The organism is Flavobacterium sp. P21 (genome assembly GCF_050632225.1).
Classification (GTDB): domain Bacteria; phylum Bacteroidota; class Bacteroidia; order Flavobacteriales; family Flavobacteriaceae; genus Flavobacterium.
The window spans coordinates 3,406,395-3,429,932 of record NZ_CP192585.1 but is presented as its reverse complement, the minus strand read 5'-3'; the positions used below and the strand labels follow the sequence as shown (position 1 = coordinate 3,429,932).

At 32.3% G+C, this 23,538-nt stretch carries 16 protein-coding genes and 5 pseudogenes; 9 read left to right on the top strand and 12 right to left on the bottom strand.

Going from position 1 to position 23,538, the window contains the following annotated elements; translation table 11 throughout:
* Positions 1 to 36 precede the first annotated feature (36 nt).
* The gene (gene mnmE, locus ACQ9BO_RS17175) at positions 37 to 1,437 is read right to left on the bottom strand and encodes a tRNA uridine-5-carboxymethylaminomethyl(34) synthesis GTPase MnmE (protein WP_431241706.1); all 1,401 of its coding nucleotides are present in this window, start codon (positions 1,435 to 1,437) and stop codon (positions 37 to 39) included.
* A 184-nt stretch (positions 1,438 to 1,621) separates the two neighbouring features.
* Here mnmE and ACQ9BO_RS17170 point away from each other — a divergent pair, with 184 nt between their 5' ends.
* Both ACQ9BO_RS17170 and ACQ9BO_RS17165 read left to right on the top strand, forming a co-directional pair.
* Complete coding sequence (locus tag ACQ9BO_RS17170) at positions 1,622 to 2,458, top strand: universal stress protein (protein ID WP_431241705.1); 837 nt, start codon at positions 1,622 to 1,624, stop codon at positions 2,456 to 2,458.
* Between the two features lie 71 nt (positions 2,459 to 2,529).
* Positions 2,530 to 4,300 (top strand): annotated as a pseudogene (locus ACQ9BO_RS17165) (MutS-related protein).
* A gap of 66 nt (positions 4,301 to 4,366) precedes the next feature.
* Here the strand turns inward: ACQ9BO_RS17165 and ACQ9BO_RS17160 are convergent.
* The 4 genes and pseudogenes from ACQ9BO_RS17160 to ACQ9BO_RS17145 all read right to left on the bottom strand — a co-directional run bounded on the left by ACQ9BO_RS17160 (position 4,367) and on the right by ACQ9BO_RS17145 (position 8,545).
* Positions 4,367 to 5,350, bottom strand: a complete 984-nt coding sequence (locus ACQ9BO_RS17160) for a hypothetical protein (protein ID WP_431241704.1) — start codon at positions 5,348 to 5,350, stop codon at positions 4,367 to 4,369.
* A 223-nt stretch (positions 5,351 to 5,573) separates the two neighbouring features.
* A pseudogene (locus ACQ9BO_RS17155) lies at positions 5,574 to 6,917 on the bottom strand (amidohydrolase).
* 77 nt (positions 6,918 to 6,994) lie between these two features.
* The gene (locus ACQ9BO_RS17150) at positions 6,995 to 7,852 is read right to left on the bottom strand and encodes a helix-turn-helix domain-containing protein (protein ID WP_431241703.1); all 858 of its coding nucleotides are present in this window, start codon (positions 7,850 to 7,852) and stop codon (positions 6,995 to 6,997) included.
* A 63-nt stretch (positions 7,853 to 7,915) separates the two neighbouring features.
* On the bottom strand, positions 7,916 to 8,545 hold the full coding sequence (locus tag ACQ9BO_RS17145; RefSeq protein WP_431241702.1) for a DsbA family oxidoreductase: 630 nt from the start codon (positions 8,543 to 8,545) through the stop codon (positions 7,916 to 7,918).
* A gap of 174 nt (positions 8,546 to 8,719) precedes the next feature.
* On the opposite strand from ACQ9BO_RS17145, the gene ACQ9BO_RS17140 reads away from it, so the two are divergent.
* A complete protein-coding gene (locus ACQ9BO_RS17140; protein WP_431241701.1) occupies positions 8,720 to 9,280 on the top strand; it encodes a hypothetical protein in 561 nt (186 codons plus the stop codon).
* Between the two features lie 276 nt (positions 9,281 to 9,556).
* Here the strand turns inward: ACQ9BO_RS17140 and dnaN are convergent.
* The 6 genes and pseudogenes from dnaN to ACQ9BO_RS17110 all read right to left on the bottom strand — a co-directional run bounded on the left by dnaN (position 9,557) and on the right by ACQ9BO_RS17110 (position 15,255).
* Positions 9,557 to 10,676 (bottom strand): annotated as a pseudogene (gene dnaN, locus ACQ9BO_RS17135) (DNA polymerase III subunit beta).
* A gap of 106 nt (positions 10,677 to 10,782) precedes the next feature.
* On the bottom strand, positions 10,783 to 12,468 hold the full coding sequence (gldG, locus tag ACQ9BO_RS17130; RefSeq protein ID WP_431241700.1) for a gliding motility-associated ABC transporter substrate-binding protein GldG: 1,686 nt from the start codon (positions 12,466 to 12,468) through the stop codon (positions 10,783 to 10,785).
* Complete coding sequence (gldF, locus tag ACQ9BO_RS17125) at positions 12,468 to 13,193, bottom strand: gliding motility-associated ABC transporter permease subunit GldF (protein WP_431241699.1); 726 nt, start codon at positions 13,191 to 13,193, stop codon at positions 12,468 to 12,470. The genes gldG and gldF overlap by 1 nt, the downstream gene beginning before the upstream one ends.
* Before the next feature lie 87 nt (positions 13,194 to 13,280).
* Positions 13,281 to 13,703, bottom strand: coding sequence for a hypothetical protein (locus ACQ9BO_RS17120; protein ID WP_431241698.1), 423 nt, complete (start codon positions 13,701 to 13,703; stop codon positions 13,281 to 13,283).
* 108 nt (positions 13,704 to 13,811) lie between these two features.
* Positions 13,812 to 14,108 carry a putative quinol monooxygenase gene (locus tag ACQ9BO_RS17115; protein ID WP_431241697.1) on the bottom strand — a complete coding sequence of 99 codons (297 nt, stop codon included), beginning with the start codon at positions 14,106 to 14,108 and terminating at the stop codon, positions 13,812 to 13,814.
* A gap of 319 nt (positions 14,109 to 14,427) precedes the next feature.
* Entirely contained in the window at positions 14,428 to 15,255 is an 828-nt protein-coding gene (locus tag ACQ9BO_RS17110) for an SAM hydrolase/SAM-dependent halogenase family protein (RefSeq protein ID WP_431245140.1), read from the bottom strand.
* A 312-nt stretch (positions 15,256 to 15,567) separates the two neighbouring features.
* Here ACQ9BO_RS17110 and ACQ9BO_RS17105 point away from each other — a divergent pair.
* The 6 genes and pseudogenes from ACQ9BO_RS17105 to ACQ9BO_RS17080 all read left to right on the top strand — a co-directional run bounded on the left by ACQ9BO_RS17105 (position 15,568) and on the right by ACQ9BO_RS17080 (position 22,656).
* Positions 15,568 to 16,517, top strand: a pseudogene (locus tag ACQ9BO_RS17105) (PhoH family protein).
* A 528-nt stretch (positions 16,518 to 17,045) separates the two neighbouring features.
* The gene (locus ACQ9BO_RS17100; RefSeq protein ID WP_431241696.1) at positions 17,046 to 17,408 is read left to right on the top strand and encodes a DUF1801 domain-containing protein; all 363 of its coding nucleotides are present in this window, start codon (positions 17,046 to 17,048) and stop codon (positions 17,406 to 17,408) included.
* A 125-nt stretch (positions 17,409 to 17,533) separates the two neighbouring features.
* Positions 17,534 to 18,361: a Cof-type HAD-IIB family hydrolase gene (locus ACQ9BO_RS17095; RefSeq protein WP_431241695.1), complete on the top strand. Its 828-nt coding sequence runs from the start codon at positions 17,534 to 17,536 to the stop codon at positions 18,359 to 18,361.
* Between the two features lie 109 nt (positions 18,362 to 18,470).
* Complete coding sequence (locus ACQ9BO_RS17090; RefSeq protein WP_431241694.1) at positions 18,471 to 19,058, top strand: hypothetical protein; 588 nt, start codon at positions 18,471 to 18,473, stop codon at positions 19,056 to 19,058.
* Between the two features lie 154 nt (positions 19,059 to 19,212).
* A pseudogene (locus ACQ9BO_RS17085) lies at positions 19,213 to 21,560 on the top strand (prolyl oligopeptidase family serine peptidase).
* 142 nt (positions 21,561 to 21,702) lie between these two features.
* Complete coding sequence (locus ACQ9BO_RS17080) at positions 21,703 to 22,656, top strand: phosphoribosylaminoimidazolesuccinocarboxamide synthase (RefSeq protein ID WP_431241693.1); 954 nt, start codon at positions 21,703 to 21,705, stop codon at positions 22,654 to 22,656.
* Positions 22,657 to 22,873: 217 nt separating this feature from the next.
* On the opposite strand, the gene ACQ9BO_RS17075 is transcribed toward ACQ9BO_RS17080, so the two are convergent.
* The gene (locus tag ACQ9BO_RS17075) at positions 22,874 to 23,413 is read right to left on the bottom strand and encodes an SRPBCC family protein (protein ID WP_431241692.1); all 540 of its coding nucleotides are present in this window, start codon (positions 23,411 to 23,413) and stop codon (positions 22,874 to 22,876) included.
* Positions 23,414 to 23,538: the final 125 nt, after the last annotated feature.

The following is a 23,538-nucleotide window of genomic DNA, read 5'->3' as shown; positions in this document are numbered from 1 at the left end:
AAAACGAGTTATACAAACTAACTCGTTTTTGTTTTTCTATTTCCCGATGCAGAAATTAGCAAAAATATTCCCCAACAATTCATCATTTGTAACCTGACCCGTAATAAGTCCGAATTGGTACAAAGCTTCGCGAATATCTAATGCCATTAAGTCGCTTGAAAGATTAGTTTCAAGTCCGAATTTCACTTTTTGTATTTCATCTAAAGCTTTAAGTAAAGAATCATAATGTCTTGTATTTGTAACAATCGTTTCGTTGTTTCTTAAAGCGCCAGTATTGACAAATGAAAGCAATTCATTTTTTAATTCATCAACACCAATTTTTTCTTTGGCAGAAATAAGTAAAAGTTTTGCATTTAAATTTTCAAGCTGATTCGTAATGTTTGAAACTTCATCTTCAGATAAAATGTCTTTTTTATTAACGACAATTAAAAGTGGTTTTAAAGGATATTTATTTTTTATTTGTTCAATTTCCGAAACAAATTCAGAGCTTGAAGTTTTGAATTTCAATCCGTCAAACAAATAAATTACTACTTGCGCCTGATCTATTTTTTCAAAGGTTTTTTTGATTCCAATGCTTTCTACGACATCTTTAGTTTCGCGAATTCCAGCTGTATCAATAAATCTGAAACCAACACCTCCAATAACCAATTCATCTTCAATTGTATCGCGAGTTGTTCCGGCAATATCAGAAACAATGGCACGTTCTTCATTCAACAAAGCATTCAATAAAGTCGATTTTCCAACATTTGGTTCACCTACAATCGCAACCGGAATTCCGTTTTTTATTACATTTCCAACAGCAAATGAATCAATTAAGCGTTTTAAGACAAATTCAATTCGGTTTAATAATTCGTGAAATTGGGTACGATCAGCAAATTCTACATCTTCTTCGGCAAAATCCAATTCTAATTCAATTAAGGAAGCAAAATTTAAAAGTTCTTCGCGAAGTTTGGCAATTTCATTACTGAATCCGCCACGCATTTGTTGCATTGCAATTTGGTGTGAAGCTTCGTTGTCAGATGAAATCAAATCGGCAACAGCTTCGGCTTGTGATAAATCGAGTTTTCCGTTTAAAAAAGCACGAAGTGTAAATTCTCCTGCATCAGCCATTCTACAGCCTTTTCGCAATAATAATTGAATAATCTGTCGCTGAATATAAGTTGATCCATGGCAAGAAATTTCGATTGTGTCTTCGCCGGTATAGGAATTTGGCCCTTTAAAAACAGAAACCAAAACTTCATCAAGCGTTTTTTCATTATCCACAATATGGCCTAAATGCAAAGTATGCGTCTTTTGCTTTGTTAAGTCTTTATTTTTAATGGATTTAAAAACAGAATTTCCTATTGAAATAGCTTCAGCGCCCGAAATACGAATGATAGCAATAGCTCCAGCTCCAGATGGAGTAGCTAATGCAACTATAGAATCTTGATTTATCATGATGCAAAGGTATAAAAAATGAAGCAAAACTGCATATCTGACATTAAGCTGAAAATTGGAGTTTGTTCGTGTTTAAACTTGTTCTTTTAAGAAATAATTATGTGTTAAAATACTGATAATTATCAGGTTGTTTTGTTTTTAGAATGATTAAATTTGAGAGAACAATACACTAATCCTTAACAAAATGAAAAAGATATTATTTCCCACAGATTTTTCTGAAGTCGCTACAAATGCGTTTGTTCATGCATTAGAATTCGCTAAAATTGTTAAAGCCGAACTTGTCTTGTTGCATACTTTTGAGATTCCAGTGTATGACAGTCAGTTTTTTCCAGAAAATTATGCCTCGATTTACAGTTCTATAGAATTGGCTAAATTTGAGATGTTTAAAGATGAAATTCCAAAATTGAGGGCTATAGCCGCAGAGCGAAAGCTCGATGATATTGTAATCAAACATCGATTGATGGACGGTGATTTGATTTATAATTTGAAAAATGCAGTTGAGGAAGATGAAATTGATTTTGTAATAATGGGAACGACGGGAGTATCTGATTGGACTAAGTTCTTCACCGGATCTAATACCAATTCGGTGATTTCGGAAGTCAAAGTTCCTGTATTGTGTGTTCCTATTGATGCAAAATATAAAAAGGTCAAAACCATAGGGTTTACAACCCGTTATCGTGAGAAAGACAAAGATATGCTTCGCAGAATATTGAAAATTGCCAAGAAAACAGATGCAAAAGTTAGAAGCTTGTATGTAAAAACCTCAAATTCGGATGTTTCTGATATGACAGTCAAAGAATGGGAGCAAGAATTTGCTAGTGAAAACGTGGAATTCTTGGTATTGCCAAGCGATGATGTCAAAGAAACAATACTTGACTTTATTCTTTATAAAGACATTGATATTCTGACGACTATAACTCACAAAAGATCTTTTTTTGAAAGCATTTTTGAATCGAGCTTGTCGAAAAAAATTACGAAAGAAGTTTCTATTCCGGTTCTGGTGATGCACGAAAAGGAATAAAAAGTCGTTTCTTTTAAAATTATAATTTTGGAAGTGTAAAAGCTATATTTGTGCTTCATTAAATTTTGGAAATGGAAGTATATCAGAATAAAGTCAAACACTTTTCAGAAACTTATAATAAAATCAACAAAAGATACAATAGCATTAGCATACTGCGTTTGTTAACTGTTTTTCTTGGTTTGTTTATGTTGTATTATTACATCAAAACCAATGAAGTTTTATATGTCGCACTAGCTTTTTTATCTTTTGTTGGTTTTATTTTTTTGATGAAAATCCATTCGAAATTAGCTTTTCAAAGACAGCTTACAATCGCACTTTTAAAAATCAATGAAAATGAGATTTCATTTTTAAAAAGAGAAAAGCTTCCTTTTGAAAACGGAATAGAATTTAACGACTTTCATCATCCGTATGCTTATGATTTGGATGTTTTTGGAGATCATTCGTTATTCCAAAATTTAAATCGTACAGCTACTTTTGTTGGAAAAAAACGCTAGCCAATCAATTATTGAATATTTCTTCGAATGAAACTATTCTTGAAAATCAGAAGGCAATACATGAACTGAAGTCAAAAATTGATTGGAGACAAGATTTCTTTGCTTTGGCTTCTGTCAGTAATGACACGAAGAGTTCTTATGATGCTTTAATGTATTGGAAATCATTTAAAAATAATACGCTTCCTAAAGTTTTAGTTTTGCTTTCTTATGCAGTTCCAATATTGTTTTTTAGTGTGTTATTCGCTTATTTTATAACATCTAAAACAATTTTATTATCGTATCTGACTTATATTTTTATTGCCAACATGATTGTTTTAGGGCAATCCGTAAAACGAATTAAATCAGAAATTGCTCAAGCCGATAATGTCGATAAAATAATTAAGCAGTATGGTTTATTGGTTGAAAAAATTGAATCGGAGAAATTTGAATCAAAAAAAATGATTGAATTGCGGCAACAGTTAATTTCTAGAAATATTTCAGCAAGCGCTCACTTAAAGCAATTATCTGAATTGTTTTCAAGAATGGACACCATAAATAATTTTGTAACTGCGATTGTTTTTAATGGAACATTTTTGTTTAATCTTCATGTTTTGAGAGCACTTTTGAAATGGAAAGAAGATTATTCGCATGAGCTTGAAAACTGGATTGCAATTATTGGTGAATTTGAAGCTTTGAATAGTTTGGCAAATTTGGCTTACAATAATCCTGATTTTGTTTTCCCAGAAATCAATTCAGAATATAAAATTGGGTTTAAAAATTTGAGTCATCCATTATTAAATCCAAATACTAGAGTAGGGAATGATACTTATTTTTATCCTGAATCGTTTATGATTTTAACGGGTTCGAATATGTCTGGGAAAAGTACTTTTTAAGAAGTTTAGGCGTCAATATGGTTTTAGGTGGAATTGGATCAGTTGTTTGTGCTTCAGAAGCTAATATTCATCCACTTCCAGTTTTAGTTTCAATGCGATTATCCGATTCTTTAGCAGACAGCGAATCCTATTTCTTTGCCGAAATCAAGCGTTTAAAGCAAATTATGGATGCTTTGGAAGAACGTCCTGCTTTTGTTTTATTGGATGAAATTTTAAGAGGAACCAACTCTGATGACAAACGAAACGGAACGATTGAAGTGGTTAAAAAAATAATTGCTAAGAATGCAATCGGAGCAATTGCGACACACGATATCGAAGTTTGTTTAACTACAAATGAATTTCCAGATATTTTGAAAAATCAATGCTTTGAAGTCGAAATCCAAAATAATGAATTGCATTTTGATTACAAATTAAGAAACGGAATCTGTAAAAATAAAAGCGCTACTTTCTTAATGCAAAAAATGGGCGTGATTTAAGTCTGTAATTTTGATTTAATTATATCAAAAATGGCTAAAGAACAATTTCTTTAGCCATTTTTTGTTTTATAAATGAGATTTTATATAGTCAATAATATCTTGTATTATTTTGTCGATTTCACTTTCTTCGGCATTAAACAATGTTCCGTCAAAGTATCTGGCGTGAGTTCCTTCGCCAGTTGGAGATCCGTGATGTGCATCGATTGATTTTCGCCAATATTCTGCATGATTTTTCCATTCCAAAGTATTTACTAAAGCAGGTTCAACAAACCAAAGATTCCAAGATAATACATTTCCAGGTTGAAGCATATTGCCAGAAGCCAAGTTAAAAGCTTTCATAATTAGCTCGTTAAAGCCATCAACAATTGAATCTTTTGTTTTTTTAATATCTCCAATTTCAACAGCTATATATCCTGTGGTGTATGATTCTGCTTCGTGAAGTGCAAATGCCGGATTTTTGAATTCAGGCGAAATTCCTTTGTTTACTGGAAAAATTGGTTGGTTAGGATTTCCGGGATCATAAGTGGTTACACGAATAGCATTTTCTTTGTCTAAAGGAAATTTTGGAAGACTATATCGTAGCAAAGGCCAAATTTCTTTTATTTTGTCGCCTTGATGTTCACTTGGTGTAAACCAGATTTTGCCTTCAACAGTCATATCTAAGGCCAGTTCTTTGGTGTTTTCGTCAACCCAGCCTCTTTGGCCAGTAACAGTTACTTCGACATTCAAACAAATTTCATCTTTAAGCCAAATTCCTTGTTGCGGACAAATAACAGAATAAACTCTTCCTTCGTCAGTGTATCCAACTCTAGAAATATAAGGGGCAAATTGCTGATAACATCTTTTGGGATCTGGAAAACCTTTTGCAGTTTCCCAGCTAAACTCTGGCCATTTTACTCCAACTTGTCGTTGAAGAAAATTAATATTATCCATATTGCCTAACATTGGCAAAGAGGAAAGATCGCGGGTAGGGTATCTCATTGGAGAATTTGCTGGAGGGAATCCGCCAACCCATCCATTTGGAATGCATGAATCTTGATTTTTTTCCATGGTTTCGTGGTTGTTTATATTTGATCTGGTAAAACTAATATAATGTATAATCTTACAATAGAGTAAAATTACCTGTTTTTAAATAATTGTAAATCAAACAAATGGATGTTTGTAGTGTTTGTTTCAGATAAAAACTTTTTATATAAAAAATCCCGATTCTTAATGAATCAGGATTTTAAATAATTAACTATTTGTGTTTTTGTTTTATGATTTGAGAATCAATCTAATAAACAATGTTGCCATGATGTATTAATGATTTAACGGGAGACATTCTTGAAACAGCTTCTGCTGAGCAACTTGCCTCAATAAGTACCAAATCAGCTTTGTCGCCAGCTTTTGGCCATTGCTGGTTTCCTTTATCATCTAACGGAATTGGGCCAGAAGTAGCTAGTTTCAACATTCTAGATAAGTTGAATTCGGTTACTTGTCCGTATAATTGTGCTTGCAAGATTGGCTTTTTGCAAAACGCTTCCTGTTCCAAATGTGTTCCAATGGTCAATAATGCTGTCGTTTCCGGTCATTACATTTACGCCAGCTTTCATTAAAGTTGGAATAGGCATAACCAAACTGCCAAAAGGAATCGTAGAGACAATTCCTACTTGGGTCGCGCTTAATTTTTCTGCCATTTCTTCTTGTTTTGGTTTGTCTATTTTTCCGAGTGCAAAACAGTGGCTTAAAAAGTCTTTCCTTTTAAACTTGGATTTTCATTGACTTTAGCTATTAAATATTCTATTGTTTTTATGCCAGATTCTCCAGATTCATGCAAGTGAATATCAATTCCTTTGTTATTATCCAAAGCCAATTGAACTGTAAAATCGATTGTTTTTTCGATAGAACCGTCAATAGAAAAAGGATCAAGTCCGCCAATGAAATCAATATCCATCTTTGCGACTTCTTTTAAATACGGAATAGAATCAGTATAAAAAACGCCGTGTTGAGGAAAAGCAACTAATTCAGCGCCGAAAGTATTTTTCTTGTTTTCTAATGCTTTCTGCAGATTTTTTAAAGATTGCAGTTTTGAAGTTGGTTCAATGTTTACGTGACTACGTGCAAAAGAAGTTCCTTTAGATTGCAGTAATTCAATTAAATTTTCAGCCTTTTTAGTTGATGTTTTTAGCATTTCAGGCAGAATTTGTTGTTCCAATGCAATCATTGCTTTTACCCCGCCGGTTCTCTTTTTCACCGCATGCCAATCATCATAGAAAGTTTTGTCTAAGTGAATGTGCATATCACGAAATGCAGGAAGCATTAATAAGCCTTTTGCATCAATAGCTTGTGCATTTGGATTGTTTGCTGAAACCGATTTGATTTTCCCATCGCTTATTTCAATACAGAATAATTCGGTTTTAGTTCGAACCACTTCGCCTTCTTCATATTCAAAACCAGTTTCTAATCTCACATTTTTTAGAATGTAGCTCTTTCCTGTTGCAAAATTTATATCCGAATTGGATTCGCTTAATGTAGAAGCAGAAACAGAATTGATAAAACCTGAACCAACAGCAAGTCCAGCAACTCCAAAAACAGAGTTTCTTAAAAAGTCTTTACGCGAGATATTTGAATTTTTCATACAAAGTATTTTGATGTACAAAAATAAATTTCATCAAGATATGACGAATATAAAATTTATCAAAAGGCTTGAAAGATTTATAACTGCTCGCGAAAATTCGTTGGTGTAATTCCGGTTTGGGTTTTGAAGAAATTTGAAAAATAAGCATGGTCTACAAAACCTAATTCAAAAGCAATTTCTTTGACCGAAAGCGCTGTAGCTTTCAAATGTCGTTTAGACTCTAAAACAATGCGTTGCTGAATCAATTGGGTAGCCGAAATTTTTAAATGTTTTTTGCAGAGAATATTTAGATAATTAGCTGAAAGATGAAGTTTTGAGGCATAAAACGAAACGAGTTTTTCATCTTTGAAATAAATATCTATTAGCTCTTGAAACTTCGCAATACGAGGTTCATTTTGATAAATATCATGATCTGTAAAGATATTTGCGGCTTCTTTGCTTATGATTGAAGCAATGACATTTGTGCGTGAGCTAATCAATTCTTGAAGACAATCAGGTTTTTCTAATTCATTTTTAATAGCATCAAACTCATAATGTAAAAGCTTATAAGATTCCTTGCTAAGTTCAATTACAGGATGATTATGATATTGAGCAAATGAAAATCTAAAACTCGATGAAAAACTTTCAAAAAACTCCCTTCCTATCATCAATTGATAGCCCGTTGTTTTGGGCTCAATGTTCCATTTGTGTACTTGACCAGGAAAAAGCAAATGAATTTGATGATTGCTTATTTGGTAATCTATAAAATCAATATTGTGAACGCCTTTTGCTTGATCAAACAGCACGATAATAAAAAAATCGTGCTGATGCGGGTTGTCAATATGACGTTCTCCATGCAGTTCATTAAACAAAAGCTGTTCATTATGCCTGCTTTGGTCTTTTTTAAATTCTTGAAGGCCGAGTAGGGGAATATTTTGGTCTTTTTTAGTTGACATTACATTAGGTTAGTTTCTTTTAGATAATCGCACGTAATGAATTTTTAAGAAAGAACTTTAAGATTACTTCAATACCTCGTTAATCGTATTTACAAAAGCTTCAACCGGCTGAGCACCAGAAATCGCATATTTTCTGTCAAAAACGAAAAACGGAACCCCTTGCACGCCAATTTCCTGAGCTTCTTTGATGTCGTGCTCAACGTCTCTTAAATACAAATGTTCGTTTTGCAAAACTTCCAAAACTTCTTCTTTCTTTAAACCAGCTTTTTCGCCAAGTTCTAATAAAGTTGGTCCGTTGTTTAGATCACGCCCTTCTGTAAAGTATGCACGGAAAAATATTTCTTCCATTTCGTCACCTAGATTTTTGGCTTTCGCCAAATGTATAATGCGATGTGCTTCAAGAGAATTTGAAATAATAGCTTTTTCGAAATGATAATCTAAACCAACGCTTTTTGCGCGCTCTGTTACGTTTTTATGCATTTCGATAGATTGTTCAACTGACATGCCTTTTCGTTCGGCTAAATAGTTATAAACGTCTTTTTCGGGCTGTGGAGTAATAGAGGGGTCAAGCTGAAAGCTTTTCCATTCAATTTCAATTTTTTCATTCGGAAATTGCTTTAAGGCAGATTCCAGTTGTCTTTTTCCGATATAACAAAACGGACACATGATGTCCGACCAAATTTCTATTTTCATATTGCAAAGTTAAAGAAAATTTGTTACAGGTTCGAAATTTCAGGTTTCAGGTTTTCTTTCAGAGAGAAATCTGTAGGAGTTTTTATAAGCTATTTTGTTAACTTTGAAAAGACAACAATGTTTGTTTATTTATTTATTTATATATTTTACTCTTAAATAATAGCCTTAAATAAAATGAAAATATTTTTAAGATTCCTCATTTTCTTTTTTCCAGTTTTTTTACACTCCCAAGATTTACAAATTGATAAATTGTTGCTGACTAAAAAATATAAAAAAAGTAATGTTGCTGGTAGTACTTTGTTTAAGAATGCGTTTTCGGATAAATATTTAATTTCAAAAGTTAGCGATTCTGTGATTGTGTATAGTACATCTAAGTCAGTTGATATGTATTTAATTGACAAAGAAGTTGGAGGTTGTTCTATTTTTAATTTCAGTAAAAAAGATTATTTAGAAGTAGTAGCTAAACTGAATTTTTTAATTCAACAAGGTTATAATGTTTTTAAGGATGACGACGACAATCGAAGTGATTATAAAAACTATTTAGAGTTTATTGCTAGAGGATTAATCGTAACAACTGTTCCAGATAAAAATCAAGTAATTTTCATTTACATGAATACATGCGTTTTTCCTGATAACAAAAAAATGCTGATTAATAATATCAGGAAAATTGATTATTTCTCTAGTTCTTATGTATTTAATTGTGGAGGAAAGCAAGTGTTTCAAAAAATAAAATAGAAGGAAATTTGTTTCAGGTTTCAGGTTTCAAGTTTAAGGTTTCAAGTTTAAGGTTGATGTGCTTTGCGGCTAAATTCCATGATGAGATTGAAACTTGAAACTTAAAACATGAAACCTGAAACAAAAAATCACTCAAATAAAAAACCGCAAATCTTAAAAAAGAATTGCGGTTTCTAGGTATAAAAAATGGTTGGTTAATAGCGATATTTTTTTTACAATGATATATCTTTTATTTAAAACTAAAAAATATCCTTGTAACAGAAAGAAACTTTAATGTTAACTATTTAACATTACAGGCATTACCAGCATTGTCACTGTTTCTCCTTCTTCTAAACCATCAACTGGAGTAAGGATTCCAGCTCTGTTTGGTAATGACATTTCTAACATAATCATGTCTGACTGTAAATTAGTCAACATTTCTGTTAAGAAACGAGAGTTGAAGCCAATTTGAAGATCATCTCCTTGATAATCACAAGTTAATCTTTCTTCTGCTTTGTTTGAGTAATCGATGTCTTCAGCAGAAACATTTAATTCAGCTCCAGCGATTTTTAAACGGATTTGGTGTGTAGTTTTGTTTGAGAAAATAGCAACACGACGAACAGAACTTAAAAATAAAGAACGGTCAATCATTAATTTGTTTGGATTTTCTTTTGGAATTACCGCTTCGTAATTAGGGTATTTTCCGTCGATTAAACGACACATCAAGATATAATTGTCAAATGAGAAAGTCGCATTTGAGTCGTTGTATTCAATTTTTACTTCAGCATCAGAACTTCCTAAAATACTTTTCAAGATATTCAAAGGTTTCTTTGGCATAATAAAATCTGCTACTTGAGATGCTTTTACATCTGTACGTGCATATTTTACTAATTTATGAGCATCTGTAGCAACAAAAGTCAATCCTTCTGGAGAAAACTGGAAGAATACTCCAGACATTACCGGACGCAAATCATCATTTCCGGCAACAAAAATAGTTTTGCTAACTGCAGTGGCTAAAACGTCAGCGGGAACAAGAGTTACAGATGGATCTTCAAGACTTACAGATTTTGGGAATTCTTCACCAGCGAGCATATGCTAATGCATATTTTCCTGAGTTTGAGCTAATTTCAACAGTGTTGTTGTCTTCAACTGTAAAAGTCAAAGGCTGTTCTGGAAACGTTTTTAAAATTTCAAGCAAAAGTTTTGCAGGTACAGCAACGCTTCCTTTGCTTTTAGAATCGATTGATAATGTAGCTGACATTGTTGTTTCAAGATCTGAAGCCGAAACTGTCAACGCATCATTGTCTAGTTCAAATAAAAAGTTGTCTAAAATAGGCAACGTGTTGTTACTGTTGATTACACTACCTAAAACTTGCAATTGTTTTAATAAGTACGAACTCGATACTATAAATTTCATCTGTTATATTTTATTTTTTGATGTATTCTCTAGGATTTGGGGTCTAAAGATAAGGATTACAAATATATCGTAAACTATCTAAAGTATGACATTTTTTTATTAACATCTATTTGCTGTACTTTCTTTTTCTGATGAAGGTAAAAGCCAGTCCGAAAACCAATAAAATTAGAATTGGAAGTCCGATAGTTATGAATTGCGTTGCTGTATAGTTTTCATAAACTTTTTCCTTATCTAACAAAGGCAGTTCAACGTCTTTGCTTCTAATGTTAATAAGTCCAGTGTCATCTAGCAAATAATTGATGCAGTTCATTATGAAATCTTTATTATCGTATAGATTTCCGGTGCGTTGATCGTAGCCTAGTTCTACAGGCATCATGTTTTTGTCTAATTGATTTCTTGCCAAATCTCCATCGGCAATCACAATCATTTTATTTGGTTTTCCTTGGGCTAGAAACGAACTTTCTTTAAATGGTAACACACGATTTTGAAAAGCCGAATGGAAAGAACCTTCTAACAAAACAGCCATTGGCAAATTTCCTTTATTCAAATAATCCTGCGGAGAAGTTTTTTCAGTAACGATATTCAAATTGATTTCTGTTGGTGAACCAATTTTTTTAGAATAGGGTGAAGATTGCAACAAAACCGTTTTTTTGATTCCGTTTTTCAAAGTGTCGATTTGGTTAGCAAAATCAAATTTGATTCCGCCTAAATTTTTCACAATTGGATGTTGGCTTGCAGGAATAACAATCGGAGCGAATTTCCATTTAAATTCTTGATATTGAGTCGCGCTTCCTTGCTCTCCAGTTGCAAGTTTCAACGGACTTCCGATTTCATCTTTTACCAAATCAGGATTAATTCTGATTCCGTATTTGAAGAACATATCATTTAAATTCAAATCTCTTGGATAAGCTAAAGTTGCACCAGCTTGATTATATAAACTGTCCATGTCGGCGACAACTTGGTCGATTAGCCAAATTGTTTTTCCACCATTCATCACAAACTGATCTAGAACCTCTTTTTCTTCGTCTGAAAAAGCTTCTGTAGGTTTTGAAATAATAGCTAGGTCGTATTTTTTAAGCGCATTTAAAGTTCCGTTTGGATCTTTTGCAACCGAATCTAATGTAAAAGGGCCAATGTAATAGCTTTCTTTGATTTGACGCAACATGTTGGCAACGTGTACTTCATTTAATTCTCCGTTTCCTTTTATGTAAGCTACTTTCTTTTGTTTTGCTTTGGTAATTTTATTGATCGCATCTGCAATTGAATATTCTAAATGTTGAATAGAGCCTTTAACTTTTTGTTCCGTATTGGCTCCCATGATGTTTTTCAGCAAAGGAATATTGACTTCTTTATTGTCGTAAACGGCAATTGCCCAAGGAAAAACCATTGCTTGTGACTGTTTTCCTTTATCGTCAACTGTAATGTTTACAGGTGTTAAGCCTTTTTGGTAAAGTGATTTTACCATTTCCATGCTTTCGTCTTCGTTTTCCATTGGGTTTACGAATTCGAAAACAATATTGCTGTTATAGGCTTGAAATTCTTCTAGTAATTGTTTGGTTTCCTGTTGTAAACGTCTAAAATCAGCAGGAAGTTCGCCCTGCATATATATCTTAATTGATAACGGATTTTTAACCTGTTTTACAATATTTAGTGAAGTTTCAGATAAAGTATATCGTTTGTCTTTAGTTAAATCAAAACGGTGGAAAAATAAGCTTCCGAGAACATTTAAAACAATTAAAATAAAAATTGTAATGCCTAATGTTTTTAAATTCAGTTTGTTAGATGCTTTCATTACGCTTTAAAGGATTTTAATTGGTAAACAGTAAAAGATAAAAACAATACTGTGATGCTCAAGAAATAAATAACATCGCGCGTATCAATTACACCACGGCTCATGCTTTTAAAATGATCTTGCATTCCGAAAGCTGAAATTATAGTAGATTCTCCTGGAATTAAAGATGCAATACCTTCAAAACCAAAATAAAATATAAAGCAAAGAAAAACAGCAATAATAAAAGCAACAATTTGATTTTCAGATAGCGTAGAAGTAAAAATCCCTATTGCAGAATAAGAAGCAATCAAAAACAACAATCCGAAATAAGAACCAATTGTGCTTCCCATATCGATATTTCCTTCTGGTGCACCTAAGCTAGAAATTACTTTCACATAAATGAATGTTGGGATAATTGCTAAAATAATCAGTAAAAATGATCCGAAAAATTTTCCGTTTGCAATTTCCCAAACCGATAATGGTTTTGTCAAAAGCAATTCTAGAGTTCCTTGTTTTCTTTCATCAGAGAAACTTCTCATGGTAACGGCTGGAATAAGGAAAATCAAGATCCAAGGCGCTAATGTGAAAAATGGTGTCAAATCTGCATAACCTGATTTTAAGATATTGTAATCTCCTTCAAATGCCCATAAAAATAGTCCGTTGCTGATTAAGAAAATCGCAATGACCAAATAGCCAATAGGAGAGCCAAAAAAGGATTTTATTTCTCGTAAAATGATTGATTTCATTTGTGTTTTTTTTGTTTCAAGTTTTTCTTGTTTGAGGTTTCAAGTTACCGTTACAAACTTAATAACTTAAAAAGTTTTATTTGAATATTATCTTTTAATTTGTCTGTATAAGTTTTGAAGTTCTTCACTTTTTTGCCATCCTTGACTTTCAAACATCGCAATTATAATATATTCATTAAATTCTTCAATTGATTTAGTTACACCTTTGACAATAGCATTTTTCCAAGGTTGTTTTTTTTCGTTCATTTTATATTCAATATAAAATTCGCTTCCATCTGAAATTAACCTTAAATAAAAATCAGATAAATCATCTTCAGAAAATATTAAAAGATGTGCATGTGAAGTTAATCCATAAATTTGGGTCTCTTTAAATGTTTTATTAATAATATCAATAGTTTTAAGCATTGATTTACCAATTTGAGAAGAAATTTCATCACTTGATAAAGCCCACTCAGAATAAAACTCTTCGAGAGAATGTTTTTTTTGAGCAGAGTGTCTAGTTATAGGCATTTTATTAAGTTTTATTTGTTTGAAGTTTCAGGTTTTGCTTTGCGAACTTAGCGTTTTATAAAGCTTCTTAAGAAAATAAACTTGCGTTCTTTGCGGTTGAATTGTTTACTAATTTAAGCTAACCAGTTTATCAACGCTCCACGCTTCTGGTTTTGCATTGAATAGTTTTTTTGTAAAATCCCAAACTGTATTAAATAATTCAGATTGTCTATAATTTTCTAAATCTTGTTCGGTTTCCCAATAACTATAGGTGAAAAATATGCACTTGTCGTTTTTATCCTGATATAATTCTAAAAAACGATTTCCTTCTGCATTTCGTATTTTGTGTTTTATGGATTCAAAATTCGCCAGAAAATCGGGAATTTTTTCTTCATGAAAACTCATTTTTACTATTCGGACAAACATATTTGTAATTTTAGATTTATGAATTTAGATTTTAGATTTGTTGAAGTCTAAAAGCGTTTCAGGTGCGCAAAAGTACCAAAATTGATTGTTCTTTTAATAAATATTTTGAATACTTTTTAGACAATATTGTCATTTCGACGAAGGAGAAATCAAACTATCATATAGTTTTTCAAATATAGCCTGTGGTTTCAACCACGGGAAACGTAGTTAATACGTGACGTGATATGTATTGTGTTCCCGTGGTTGAAACCACAGGCTATATTTGTAGAAAAAATATGAAATAAAATCAGTGTAAATCTGCTAAATCTGTCGGCTATTTCTATGAAAATTTAACCGTAATCACATCACGATAATTCAATCCCAACAAACTATTCGCAGAACCAACTTTAGAAGGATTGCTTCTAAAAATAGCGATTTCTAGGAAACCAGCTTCATTAAAAATAGCCAGTTTTTCACCTTCGTACGTTTTAATAGGATATTTATCAGAAGTTGCAATAGCCGAATAATTTGGAAGGATTGTTTTGATGCTTTTCGGCTTCATCACAATTTCATATGGGCGTCCGCGGGAAATTTCCAGAAACTGTTTTTTAGAAATATTGGTTACGACATTTCCAAAATGATCGATGTAAATAACGTAGCCTTTTAAAGAATTTCCATCTGCAGAAACGACAGCTTGTAATTCTGTAACTTCTTTGACAGCTGGAATTTCTTTACCAATAACATTCAGCAAACCACCTTTTGCAATATGGCAGGCGACTTGAATGAAAATATCCAAATCGCTGAATTCACTCGGGAAACGATCGTGAATATTGATTTCGACAATTTTCTGCGGAAGGATCTTTTGCGTAAGCATGCTTAAAATTCCGTTATCGGCACAAATAAAGTAATGATCGTTCCATTGCATGGCGATATGCTGGTTTTCTTTATTGCGTTCGATGTCGACTCCAATTAAGTGAACGGTTCCTTTTGGAAAACTCAAATAAGATGCTCCAACAACGTAACTTGCTTCGGCAGTGTTGAATGGATCAATGTCATGCGAAATATCAATAATTTTTGCGTCTGGAAGTTCAGAAATGATTTTACCCTTCAGCGAACCCACAAAGTGGTCTTTTAAGCCGTAATCAGTAGTAAGGGTAATTATTGACATCATTTTGTTTATAACTATTGATAGTATTTAAATCTAATTTTCATTAAATTTGAGAAATGCAAATCTAGTAATAGTAAATACAAATTGAAAGAAAGAAAAGACAATTTATTATTATAGTCTCAGTTTTCAGTTTCAGTTTTCAGTCCGTAAAAAGAATTGAATTATGAAAGATAGTAAAATATCAGGATTTAGTTTGAAAAGTTTCGTAAGAGATTTTTAAACTGAGACTGCCACTGAAAACTCTAAACTAAAAAATACCCGACAGCCATAGATTTACAAAACAAATTTATTTTTAATTTAAATTTATCTCATTTGAACGAAAGAATTATAGAGCTTATAGACATCGCTCCAAAAGACTTTTGGGGCGCGCAGGATTCTCATCTTGAAATAATCAAAAAGTACTACCCAAAGCTTAAAATAGTAGCGCGAGGGACAACTTTGAAAGCCTTTGGCGAGAAAGAAGTTTTAGATGAATTCGAAAAGAGATTTCAGAGGCTGATGCTTCATTTTACAAGATACAACAACATTGATGATAATGTAATTGAACGTGTAATTATGAGTGATGGTCAGGAAGAAAGAAAAGCTTACGATCAGGACAAGATTTTAGTTCACGGAGTTGGCGGTAAAATAATCAAGGCCATGACGCCAAATCAGCAATTGCTGGTTGATACGATCAAAAAAATGATATGGTTTTTGCCATCGGTCCGGCTGGAACAGGAAAAACCTATACAGGTGTTGCAATGGCTGTAAAAATGCTAAAAGACAAAGAAGTAAAAAGGATCATATTGACGCGTCCGGCAGTAGAAGCAGGGGAAAACCTTGGATTTTTGCCAGGAGATATGAAAGAAAAACTGGATCCTTATATGCAACCTCTTTATGATGCTTTGCGCGATATGTTGCCAAATGAAAAACTCGAAGATTACATTTTAAAAGGGATTATTCAGATTGCGCCTCTAGCATTTATGCGCGGACGAACGCTTGATAATGCTTTTGTAATCCTAGATGAAGCACAAAACACCACACACTCACAAATGAAAATGTTTTTGACCCGTATGGGGAAAAATGCGAAATTTATGATTACGGGTGATCCTGGTCAGGTCGATTTACCACGAAGAACTATTTCGGGTCTTAAAGAAGCTATTTTGGTTCTGAAAGACATTGAAGGAATCGGAATTATTTATCTGGATGATAAAGATATAGTTCGCCACAGATTAGTGAAAAAGGTTATCGACGCTTACAAACAAATAGAAAACCACGACTAAGTTTTATTTTTAGTGAAATGTTAAATGTAAATCGTAAAATGTGTTTTAACATTTATTAATATTCGTTTTGTATCTTTCTTTTTGAAAAGTGCAAAACGAATATTTTTTTAATATTAATGATATTATTCAATGATAGCAAGAGTCTTCAGTTTTTTAGTTTTGATTTGTTTTGCTTCTTGTAAAGATAAAGAAATAGCTAAAAATAAATTCTATGATAGGTTGTCTTTGGAGAATAAAGAGATTTTATTAGAAAATATTGGAAAAAAATATTATGAAAAAAATTGTGTCAGTTGCCACGCAGGAAAAATGCAAAGGACAATTTTTTAGCAAATTCAGTTAGAAATCAAAAAAGAAATGAAAGTTTTTTTATTGGTTTTATAACGAAACAGGATAGTCTGCTAAAATATAGAAATAAAGAGGCTTTAGCATTGAAAGATTGGTCAAATCAAAACACTTATGTTCATAATTTTGACTTTAATGATAGTGAAGTCAGAGCTATATTATATTATTTAAAGAAGTAAGTAAATAATGAAACAACTAGATGATTTCTACCAAAATCTAGAAGAACCCACAAAAGGGACATTTCTTGCTTTACGAGATATTATCTTAAAACAAGATAAAGATATTACACACGTTCTAAAATACGGAATGCCATTTTTTTGTTACAAAGGAAAAATGTTCTGCTATTTGTGGATTCATAAAAAATACAAAAAACCTTATTTAAGTATAGTTGAAGGGAAATATTTCGACGAACCATTTTTGCTTCAAGAAGCGCGTTCAAGAATGAAGATAATGTCGCTGGATGCTGATCAGGATTTGCCTTTGGAACAAATTGAATTGGTTTTAGCAAAAGCATTGAATTTATATAAATCAGGAATTGTAAAGATTTGAGTTTATTTAACGAAATAGTTAAATAAATAATAAACTTGCCATATTTCGGCAGGTAAAAGTGTTTAAACTTTGGTCTTTCCATCTCAAACCCGTAAATTTGCACATCAAAATATTTGATAATTAATATGACAAAACTTAAAAATATAAAAGTTGTAGTAAGTGACCTTGACGGAACCTTACTCAACCCTCAGCATAGAATTTCAGAATATACAAAATCCATTTTTCAGGAACTTCACAATCAAGGTTATCTTATCGTTGTAGCTACAGGACGTCATCATCTTGACGCGCTAGGCATTATTGAAAAACTCGAAGTGCCGGTTTATTTAGTAAGTTCAAACGGTGCACGTATTCACGCACCAAATAAAGAGCAACTTTTTGCTTTTAATTTAGATAGCGATGTGGTAAAGAATGCTTTAAATGTTGAAATAGATCCTGAAATCACAGTGGTTTTGTTTAAAGAAAATGTTTGGCAAACAAACAAATGGAACGAAAAACTTAATGCATTTCAGGCAGATTTAAAATACCGTCCGGAATTAGTTGATTATAAAACAATAGAAGATTTTGGCGCAATCAAGATTTTCTTCTCATGTGAAAACCATGAAAAATTAGTAAAATTGAAAGATGCAATTTTAGCCAATTCTTCAGACCATTTACATCATGCATTTAGCTTGCCAACTTGTCTGGAATTTATGGATAAAGCTGTAGATAAAGCAGTTGCGATTGAACAAGTTCTTGAAAAAGAAGGATTCACTTTAGCTGAAGCAATGACTTTTGGGGATGGATTTAATGATGTTCAAATGCTTGCATCAGCAGGTAAAGGATTGATTATGGGAAATGCTCCAGCTTTGTTGAAAGAAACTTTGCCAAATTTAGAAGTTATTAAAACAAATGATGAAGATGGCGTTGCGAGATATATAGCATCAAAAATTCTAGACAAAGAGTTTGTGGGTTAATTTGGAATGTTTCGCATTTGGCTTTTTGCCGAATGATAAATTATAGTTATTTTTATAAGAGCTAATTCGTTAAGAATCAGCTCTTTTTTTAACCTTAATTTATTTAGCTATGAAAGAATTTTTAGGTCAAGTTGAAAGAAACTGTATTTCGGGAGGATTACTCTTATTGCCAATTCTTGTCTTTTTTGTTTTGTTAGAAAAAGTTTGGAAATTTTTCCAGAATTACGGAGAAAAATTTGCTCATTTTTTGAGGTTAGATCATGTTTTAGGAAAGTATGCAACTGATATTGCTGGCGGTGTAATATTGATACTTTTGCTTTATTTGAGTGGATTTGTCATGCGTTTGGCAATTTTAAGACGTTTTACGGACTGGATAGATGATAAGTTGATGATATTTTTGCCAGGCTACGAAAAGAATAAAAAAGAAGCTGAAGCAAAACTAAAAGGCAGAACACCAAAACCAAGCACTGATTTGCCCATTTTGCTGAAAAACGGCGATTATTGGCAACCAGCACATTTAGTTGAAGAAGATCAAAATGGAAATGCAGTTGTTTTTGTTCCTGCCGCACCTGCAAAAGATCACGGACAAATTTTGATCGTAAAAACAAGTGATTTTAAAATACTGCCTGAAACCACGCTTGGCAATCTAGATAATTCAATAAAATCTTTTGGAAAAGGAATTTTGAGTTTTAAATAATTTTTTCCTTTATAATTATATTAGAATCTTCAGATTAAATATTTGAAGATTTTTTTATAATCATTTGAAAATTAATGTAGTATGGTTGATTAGTTAAAAACTATTTTTTTAATAGTTTTCAAAGTGTATTTTTGTTTTCTCAAATACTACTACCATGATAAAAAACAGTTTTATTCTTGCCTTTTTACTGCTTTCCATTACTGGAAATTCTCAAAAATTAAAATTAGAAGAAATAATGAAAGGAGAATCTTTCATTGGAAATCAACCAACAAATGGACGATGGTCTCCAGATGGAAAAAAGGTTTACTTTGAATGGAATCCAAAAGATGAATTGGGCGCAAGCACTTATTTTTGGGAAAAGGGAATGGCAAAACCTCAAATTGTTGAGCCAAATGAAGTCGCTTTTTCGCAAATGGATTTTATATCTAAACCAGGTTCAGATGTAGTTTACTATTTAAATAAAGGTGGTTTATATTCGTATTCAATCAAATCTAAAACAAGTAAAAAGTTAATTCAGCAATCATCTCCAATATCTAATTTGCAATTGGGAGCTGAAGCTGGTGTGTTGTTTTTTTCTCAAAATGACAATATTTTTAAATACAATACTAAGGAAGGAACTGTTTTGCAGATTACCAATTTTAGTAAGGGAACTAAAAAAGAAACAAAGCCAGAAAAGGAAACTTTTTTGAATACACAGCAAAAAGAATTATTCCAGTTTATTAGAGATAAAGATGCTAAAAAGCAATGGAATCTTGCTAAATCAAAAGCAGTTAAATCTGATTTTGCAAAGGAATATTTTTATGGAAAAGACAGATTCACAAGTTTGAAAGTGAATCCAAACGGAAATTTTGCAACTTTTAGATTAGTTGAAAATAATGATGTTTCTGAAGAAAAAATGGAACTTTTTATTACTTCTGATGGTTATAACCAATCTCAGGACACAAAAGAGAAAGTTTCAGTAAATAATTTTGTGAAAACGAAATTCGGAATTTATTCTGTTACTAAAGATTCAGTTTATTATGTGAATTTTTCCACTTTAAGTCACATTCAGGATACGCCAAAGTATTTTGAAAACTATGATAACTTAAAAAATAAACCAAAAGAAGATAAATTGGTTATTGCTCAAGCTCCAGTTTATAACGAAGATGGTTCATTGGCAATTGTTGAAATCAGAAGCCAGGACAACAAAGATAGATGGTTAGTAAGTTTAAATCTTAACAAAGGAACTTTTGAAGAAATTGAGCATCAGCATGATGAAGCTTGGATTGGCGGTCCTGGAATTCCATCGTATTCATTTGCTTCTGGAAATGTAGATTTTTTGGCTGATAATGAAACAATTTATTTCCAATCTGAAGTTACAGGATATTCTCATTTATATACTTATAATCTAAAAACGAAAAAGAAAACGCAATTAACAAAAGGGAATTGGGAAGTTCGTGATGTGACTTTGTCAAAAGATAAAAAAGTATTCTACTTAAGCACAAATACAACGCATCCTGGCGATAGAGATTTTTATAAGCTGGCTGTTTCTGATGGTATTTTGCAACCAATCTTGATAAAAAGCGGAGCACATGAAGTTGTATTGTCTCCGGACGAAAAATCGCTTTTAGTTCGTTATTCGTATAAAAATATTCCATGGGATTTTTACGTTGGTGAAAACAAAAAGAATACTTCATTACAGCAAATTTCATCATCGGTTACAGAAGATTTCAAGAAATACCAGTGGAGAGAGCCTGAAGTGATTACTTTTAAAGCACAAGATGGAACTCCGGTAAATGCAAGATTATATACGCCAACTGCTGAAACTAAAAATAAAGCGACAATTATTTTTGTTCACGGCGCTGGATATCTTCAAAATGCACATAATTTTTGGAGTAATTATTACAGAGAATATATGTTCCATAATTTGTTGACTGATTTAGGCTATACAGTTTTAGATATCGATTATAGAGGAAGTGACGGTTACGGACGTGATTTTAGAACAGGAATTTATCGTTTTATGGGCGGAAAAGATTTATCAGATCATTTAGACGGTAAAAAATTATTAGTTGAAAAATACGGAATCGACGCTAATAGAGTAGGTATTTATGGTGGTTCTTATGGAGGTTTCATTACTTTAATGGGAATGTTGACAACTCCTGGCGAGTTTGCTTCTGGCGCGACTTTGCGTTCGGTTACAGATTGGGCGCATTATAATCACGGCTATACAGGAAATATTTTGAATTTCCCTGAAACAGATCCAGAAGCTTACAAAAAAGTTCACCAATTTATTTTGCTGATAATTTAAAAGGAAATCTGGTAATGCTTCACGGAATGGTTGATGATAATGTTGAATACAAAGATATTGTACGTTTGTCGCAACGTTTCATCGAATTAGAGAAAAAGAACTGGAGCCTAGCTTCTTTCCCTGTTGAATCACACGGATTTAAGGAAACTTATTCTTGGATTGATGAATATAGCAGAATCTTGAATTTATTTAATTCGACGCTTCTTAAGAAATAGTATTCAGTCACGGTTTTCAGTCTCAGTTTTGAAGACTGAAAACTGTGATTGTAGAATGAGACTAAAAAAAGAATCTGATTAGATTCTTTTTTCTTTTAATTAGTTTTAAATTTGCATTCAATAAAAAACAACACAACAAATAATGAGCAATACAATCACAACTACAAATTTTAATTTTCCGAATCAGAAATCAGTTTACCGCGGAAAAGTTAGAGAAGTTTACAATATTAACGACGAGCTTTTAGTAATGGTAGCAACTGACAGACTTTCGGCTTTTGATGTGGTTTTGCCAAAGGGAATTCCGTACAAAGGACAAATTTTGAATCAGATTGCGACAAAATTTATGGAATTGACTCAAGATATTGTTCCAAACTGGTTGATTGCTACTCCAGATCCAAACGTTGCTGTTGGTCATTTATGTGACCCTTTTAAAGTTGAAATGGTTATCCGTGGTTATGTTTCAGGACATGCCGCACGTGAATATGCGGCTGGAAGAAGACAGATTTGCGGTGTAACTATGGCCGAAGGTTTAAAGGAAAACGATAAATTTCCTGAACCAATTATTACGCCAACTACAAAAGCAGATAATGGTTCTCATGATGAAGATATTTCTCGTGAAGACATTCTTTCAAAAGGAATTGTTTCAGAAGAAGATTATTTGATTTTAGAGAAATATACTCGAGCTTTATTTCAAAGAGGAACAGAAATTGTCGCTTCTCGCGGATTGATTTTAGTTGATACGAAATATGAATTCGGAAAAACTAAAGACGGAGTTATTGTTTTGATTGACGAAATTCATACTCCAGATTCATCTCGTTATTTTTATGCTGACGGATATGCTGAAAGACAAGCAAAAGGTGAGGAGCAAAAACAATTATCAAAAGAGTTTGTGCGTCGTTGGTTGATTGAAAATGGTTTCCAAGGTCAGGAAGGACAACAAATTCCAGATATGTCTGATGCTTATATCGAATCTGTTTCTGAAAGATATATCGAATTGTACGAGAATATTTTAGGAGAAAAATTCGTAAAAGCTGATATTGACAATATTGACAAACGTATTGAAAAAAACGTATTAGATTACTTAACATCTAAATAGTAATTTTCAGGTTTAAACTAATTATTTAAACCATGAAACTTATAGATACAAAAAATGCCTTTCTGTCCATCTTCATGACAGTTGGGCATTTTCTTTTTGCACAAATTGATAAAGACATCTCAGTTTTAAGTCGCAGTATTCAGTCTCAGTTTTTACTGCGTCTGTACTGCGACTAAAAATTGCGACTGCGACTGAAAACTGCGACTGAACACTAATACTATTTTTCCATTTTTGTTTTCAAATTCTCCAAACCCTTTTGCAAATCATTACCAATCATTTCATCCATTTTCATAAAAGGAAGCATGACATTCCAAGGATAAGGCATAACTCCATTGATTCCCCATTTTACTTTTGTCTGGTTTCCAGGAGCAGTTTCTGTTGACATAAAACCTTCTGCGGTATCATTCATTGGTTCTTTAAAACGCAACGCAAAATCAATTCGTTCTCCTTCGGTTATTTTAGTGATTTCTTGTTCGCCAGATCCAACATTTTCAACTTCACTTTCCCAAGCCGAAATCGATCCAACTTGTCCATCTGTACCTGTAAAAGTCGATTTCATTTTTGGATCCATATTCGCCCAAACACTAAATTCATTTTGATTTTTTAATGATCTCACATAATTAAATACTGAATCAACAGGTTTATTTATCGTAATTTCTCTTTCTACTGCATATTTTTTAGGCATAAAAAATGCGACTACAAGCACAATAGCGACAATTATAACAATTACAAGTAAAATTTTTTTGATGATTTTCATAGTTTTTTTGGTTTTAAGGTTAGAGCTATTTTTTGTTTTCTAAATATACATAAAATCTAGGAATATCAAGTGTTATCTGTTGATTTTGAGTTGAATAGAATTTGTTTTGTTTGGCATTAAATTGA

Coding starts and splice junctions, on each gene's coding strand:
- mnmE (WP_431241706.1), bottom strand. CDS start 1,437: ATGATAAATCAAGATTCTATAGTTGCATTAGCTACTCCATCTGGAGCT.
- ACQ9BO_RS17170 (WP_431241705.1), top strand. CDS start 1,622: ATGAAAAAGATATTATTTCCCACAGATTTTTCTGAAGTCGCTACAAAT.
- ACQ9BO_RS17160 (WP_431241704.1), bottom strand. CDS start 5,350: ATGGAAAAAAATCAAGATTCATGCATTCCAAATGGATGGGTTGGCGGA.
- ACQ9BO_RS17150 (WP_431241703.1), bottom strand. CDS start 7,852: ATGTCAACTAAAAAAGACCAAAATATTCCCCTACTCGGCCTTCAAGAA.
- ACQ9BO_RS17145 (WP_431241702.1), bottom strand. CDS start 8,545: ATGAAAATAGAAATTTGGTCGGACATCATGTGTCCGTTTTGTTATATC.
- ACQ9BO_RS17140 (WP_431241701.1), top strand. CDS start 8,720: ATGAAAATATTTTTAAGATTCCTCATTTTCTTTTTTCCAGTTTTTTTA.
- gldG (WP_431241700.1), bottom strand. CDS start 12,468: ATGAAAGCATCTAACAAACTGAATTTAAAAACATTAGGCATTACAATT.
- gldF (WP_431241699.1), bottom strand. CDS start 13,193: ATGAAATCAATCATTTTACGAGAAATAAAATCCTTTTTTGGCTCTCCT.
- ACQ9BO_RS17120 (WP_431241698.1), bottom strand. CDS start 13,703: ATGCCTATAACTAGACACTCTGCTCAAAAAAAACATTCTCTCGAAGAG.
- ACQ9BO_RS17115 (WP_431241697.1), bottom strand. CDS start 14,108: ATGTTTGTCCGAATAGTAAAAATGAGTTTTCATGAAGAAAAAATTCCC.
- ACQ9BO_RS17110 (WP_431245140.1), bottom strand. CDS start 15,255: ATGTCAATAATTACCCTTACTACTGATTACGGCTTAAAAGACCACTTT.
- ACQ9BO_RS17100 (WP_431241696.1), top strand. CDS start 17,046: ATGAAACAACTAGATGATTTCTACCAAAATCTAGAAGAACCCACAAAA.
- ACQ9BO_RS17095 (WP_431241695.1), top strand. CDS start 17,534: ATGACAAAACTTAAAAATATAAAAGTTGTAGTAAGTGACCTTGACGGA.
- ACQ9BO_RS17090 (WP_431241694.1), top strand. CDS start 18,471: ATGAAAGAATTTTTAGGTCAAGTTGAAAGAAACTGTATTTCGGGAGGA.
- ACQ9BO_RS17080 (WP_431241693.1), top strand. CDS start 21,703: ATGAGCAATACAATCACAACTACAAATTTTAATTTTCCGAATCAGAAA.
- ACQ9BO_RS17075 (WP_431241692.1), bottom strand. CDS start 23,413: ATGAAAATCATCAAAAAAATTTTACTTGTAATTGTTATAATTGTCGCT.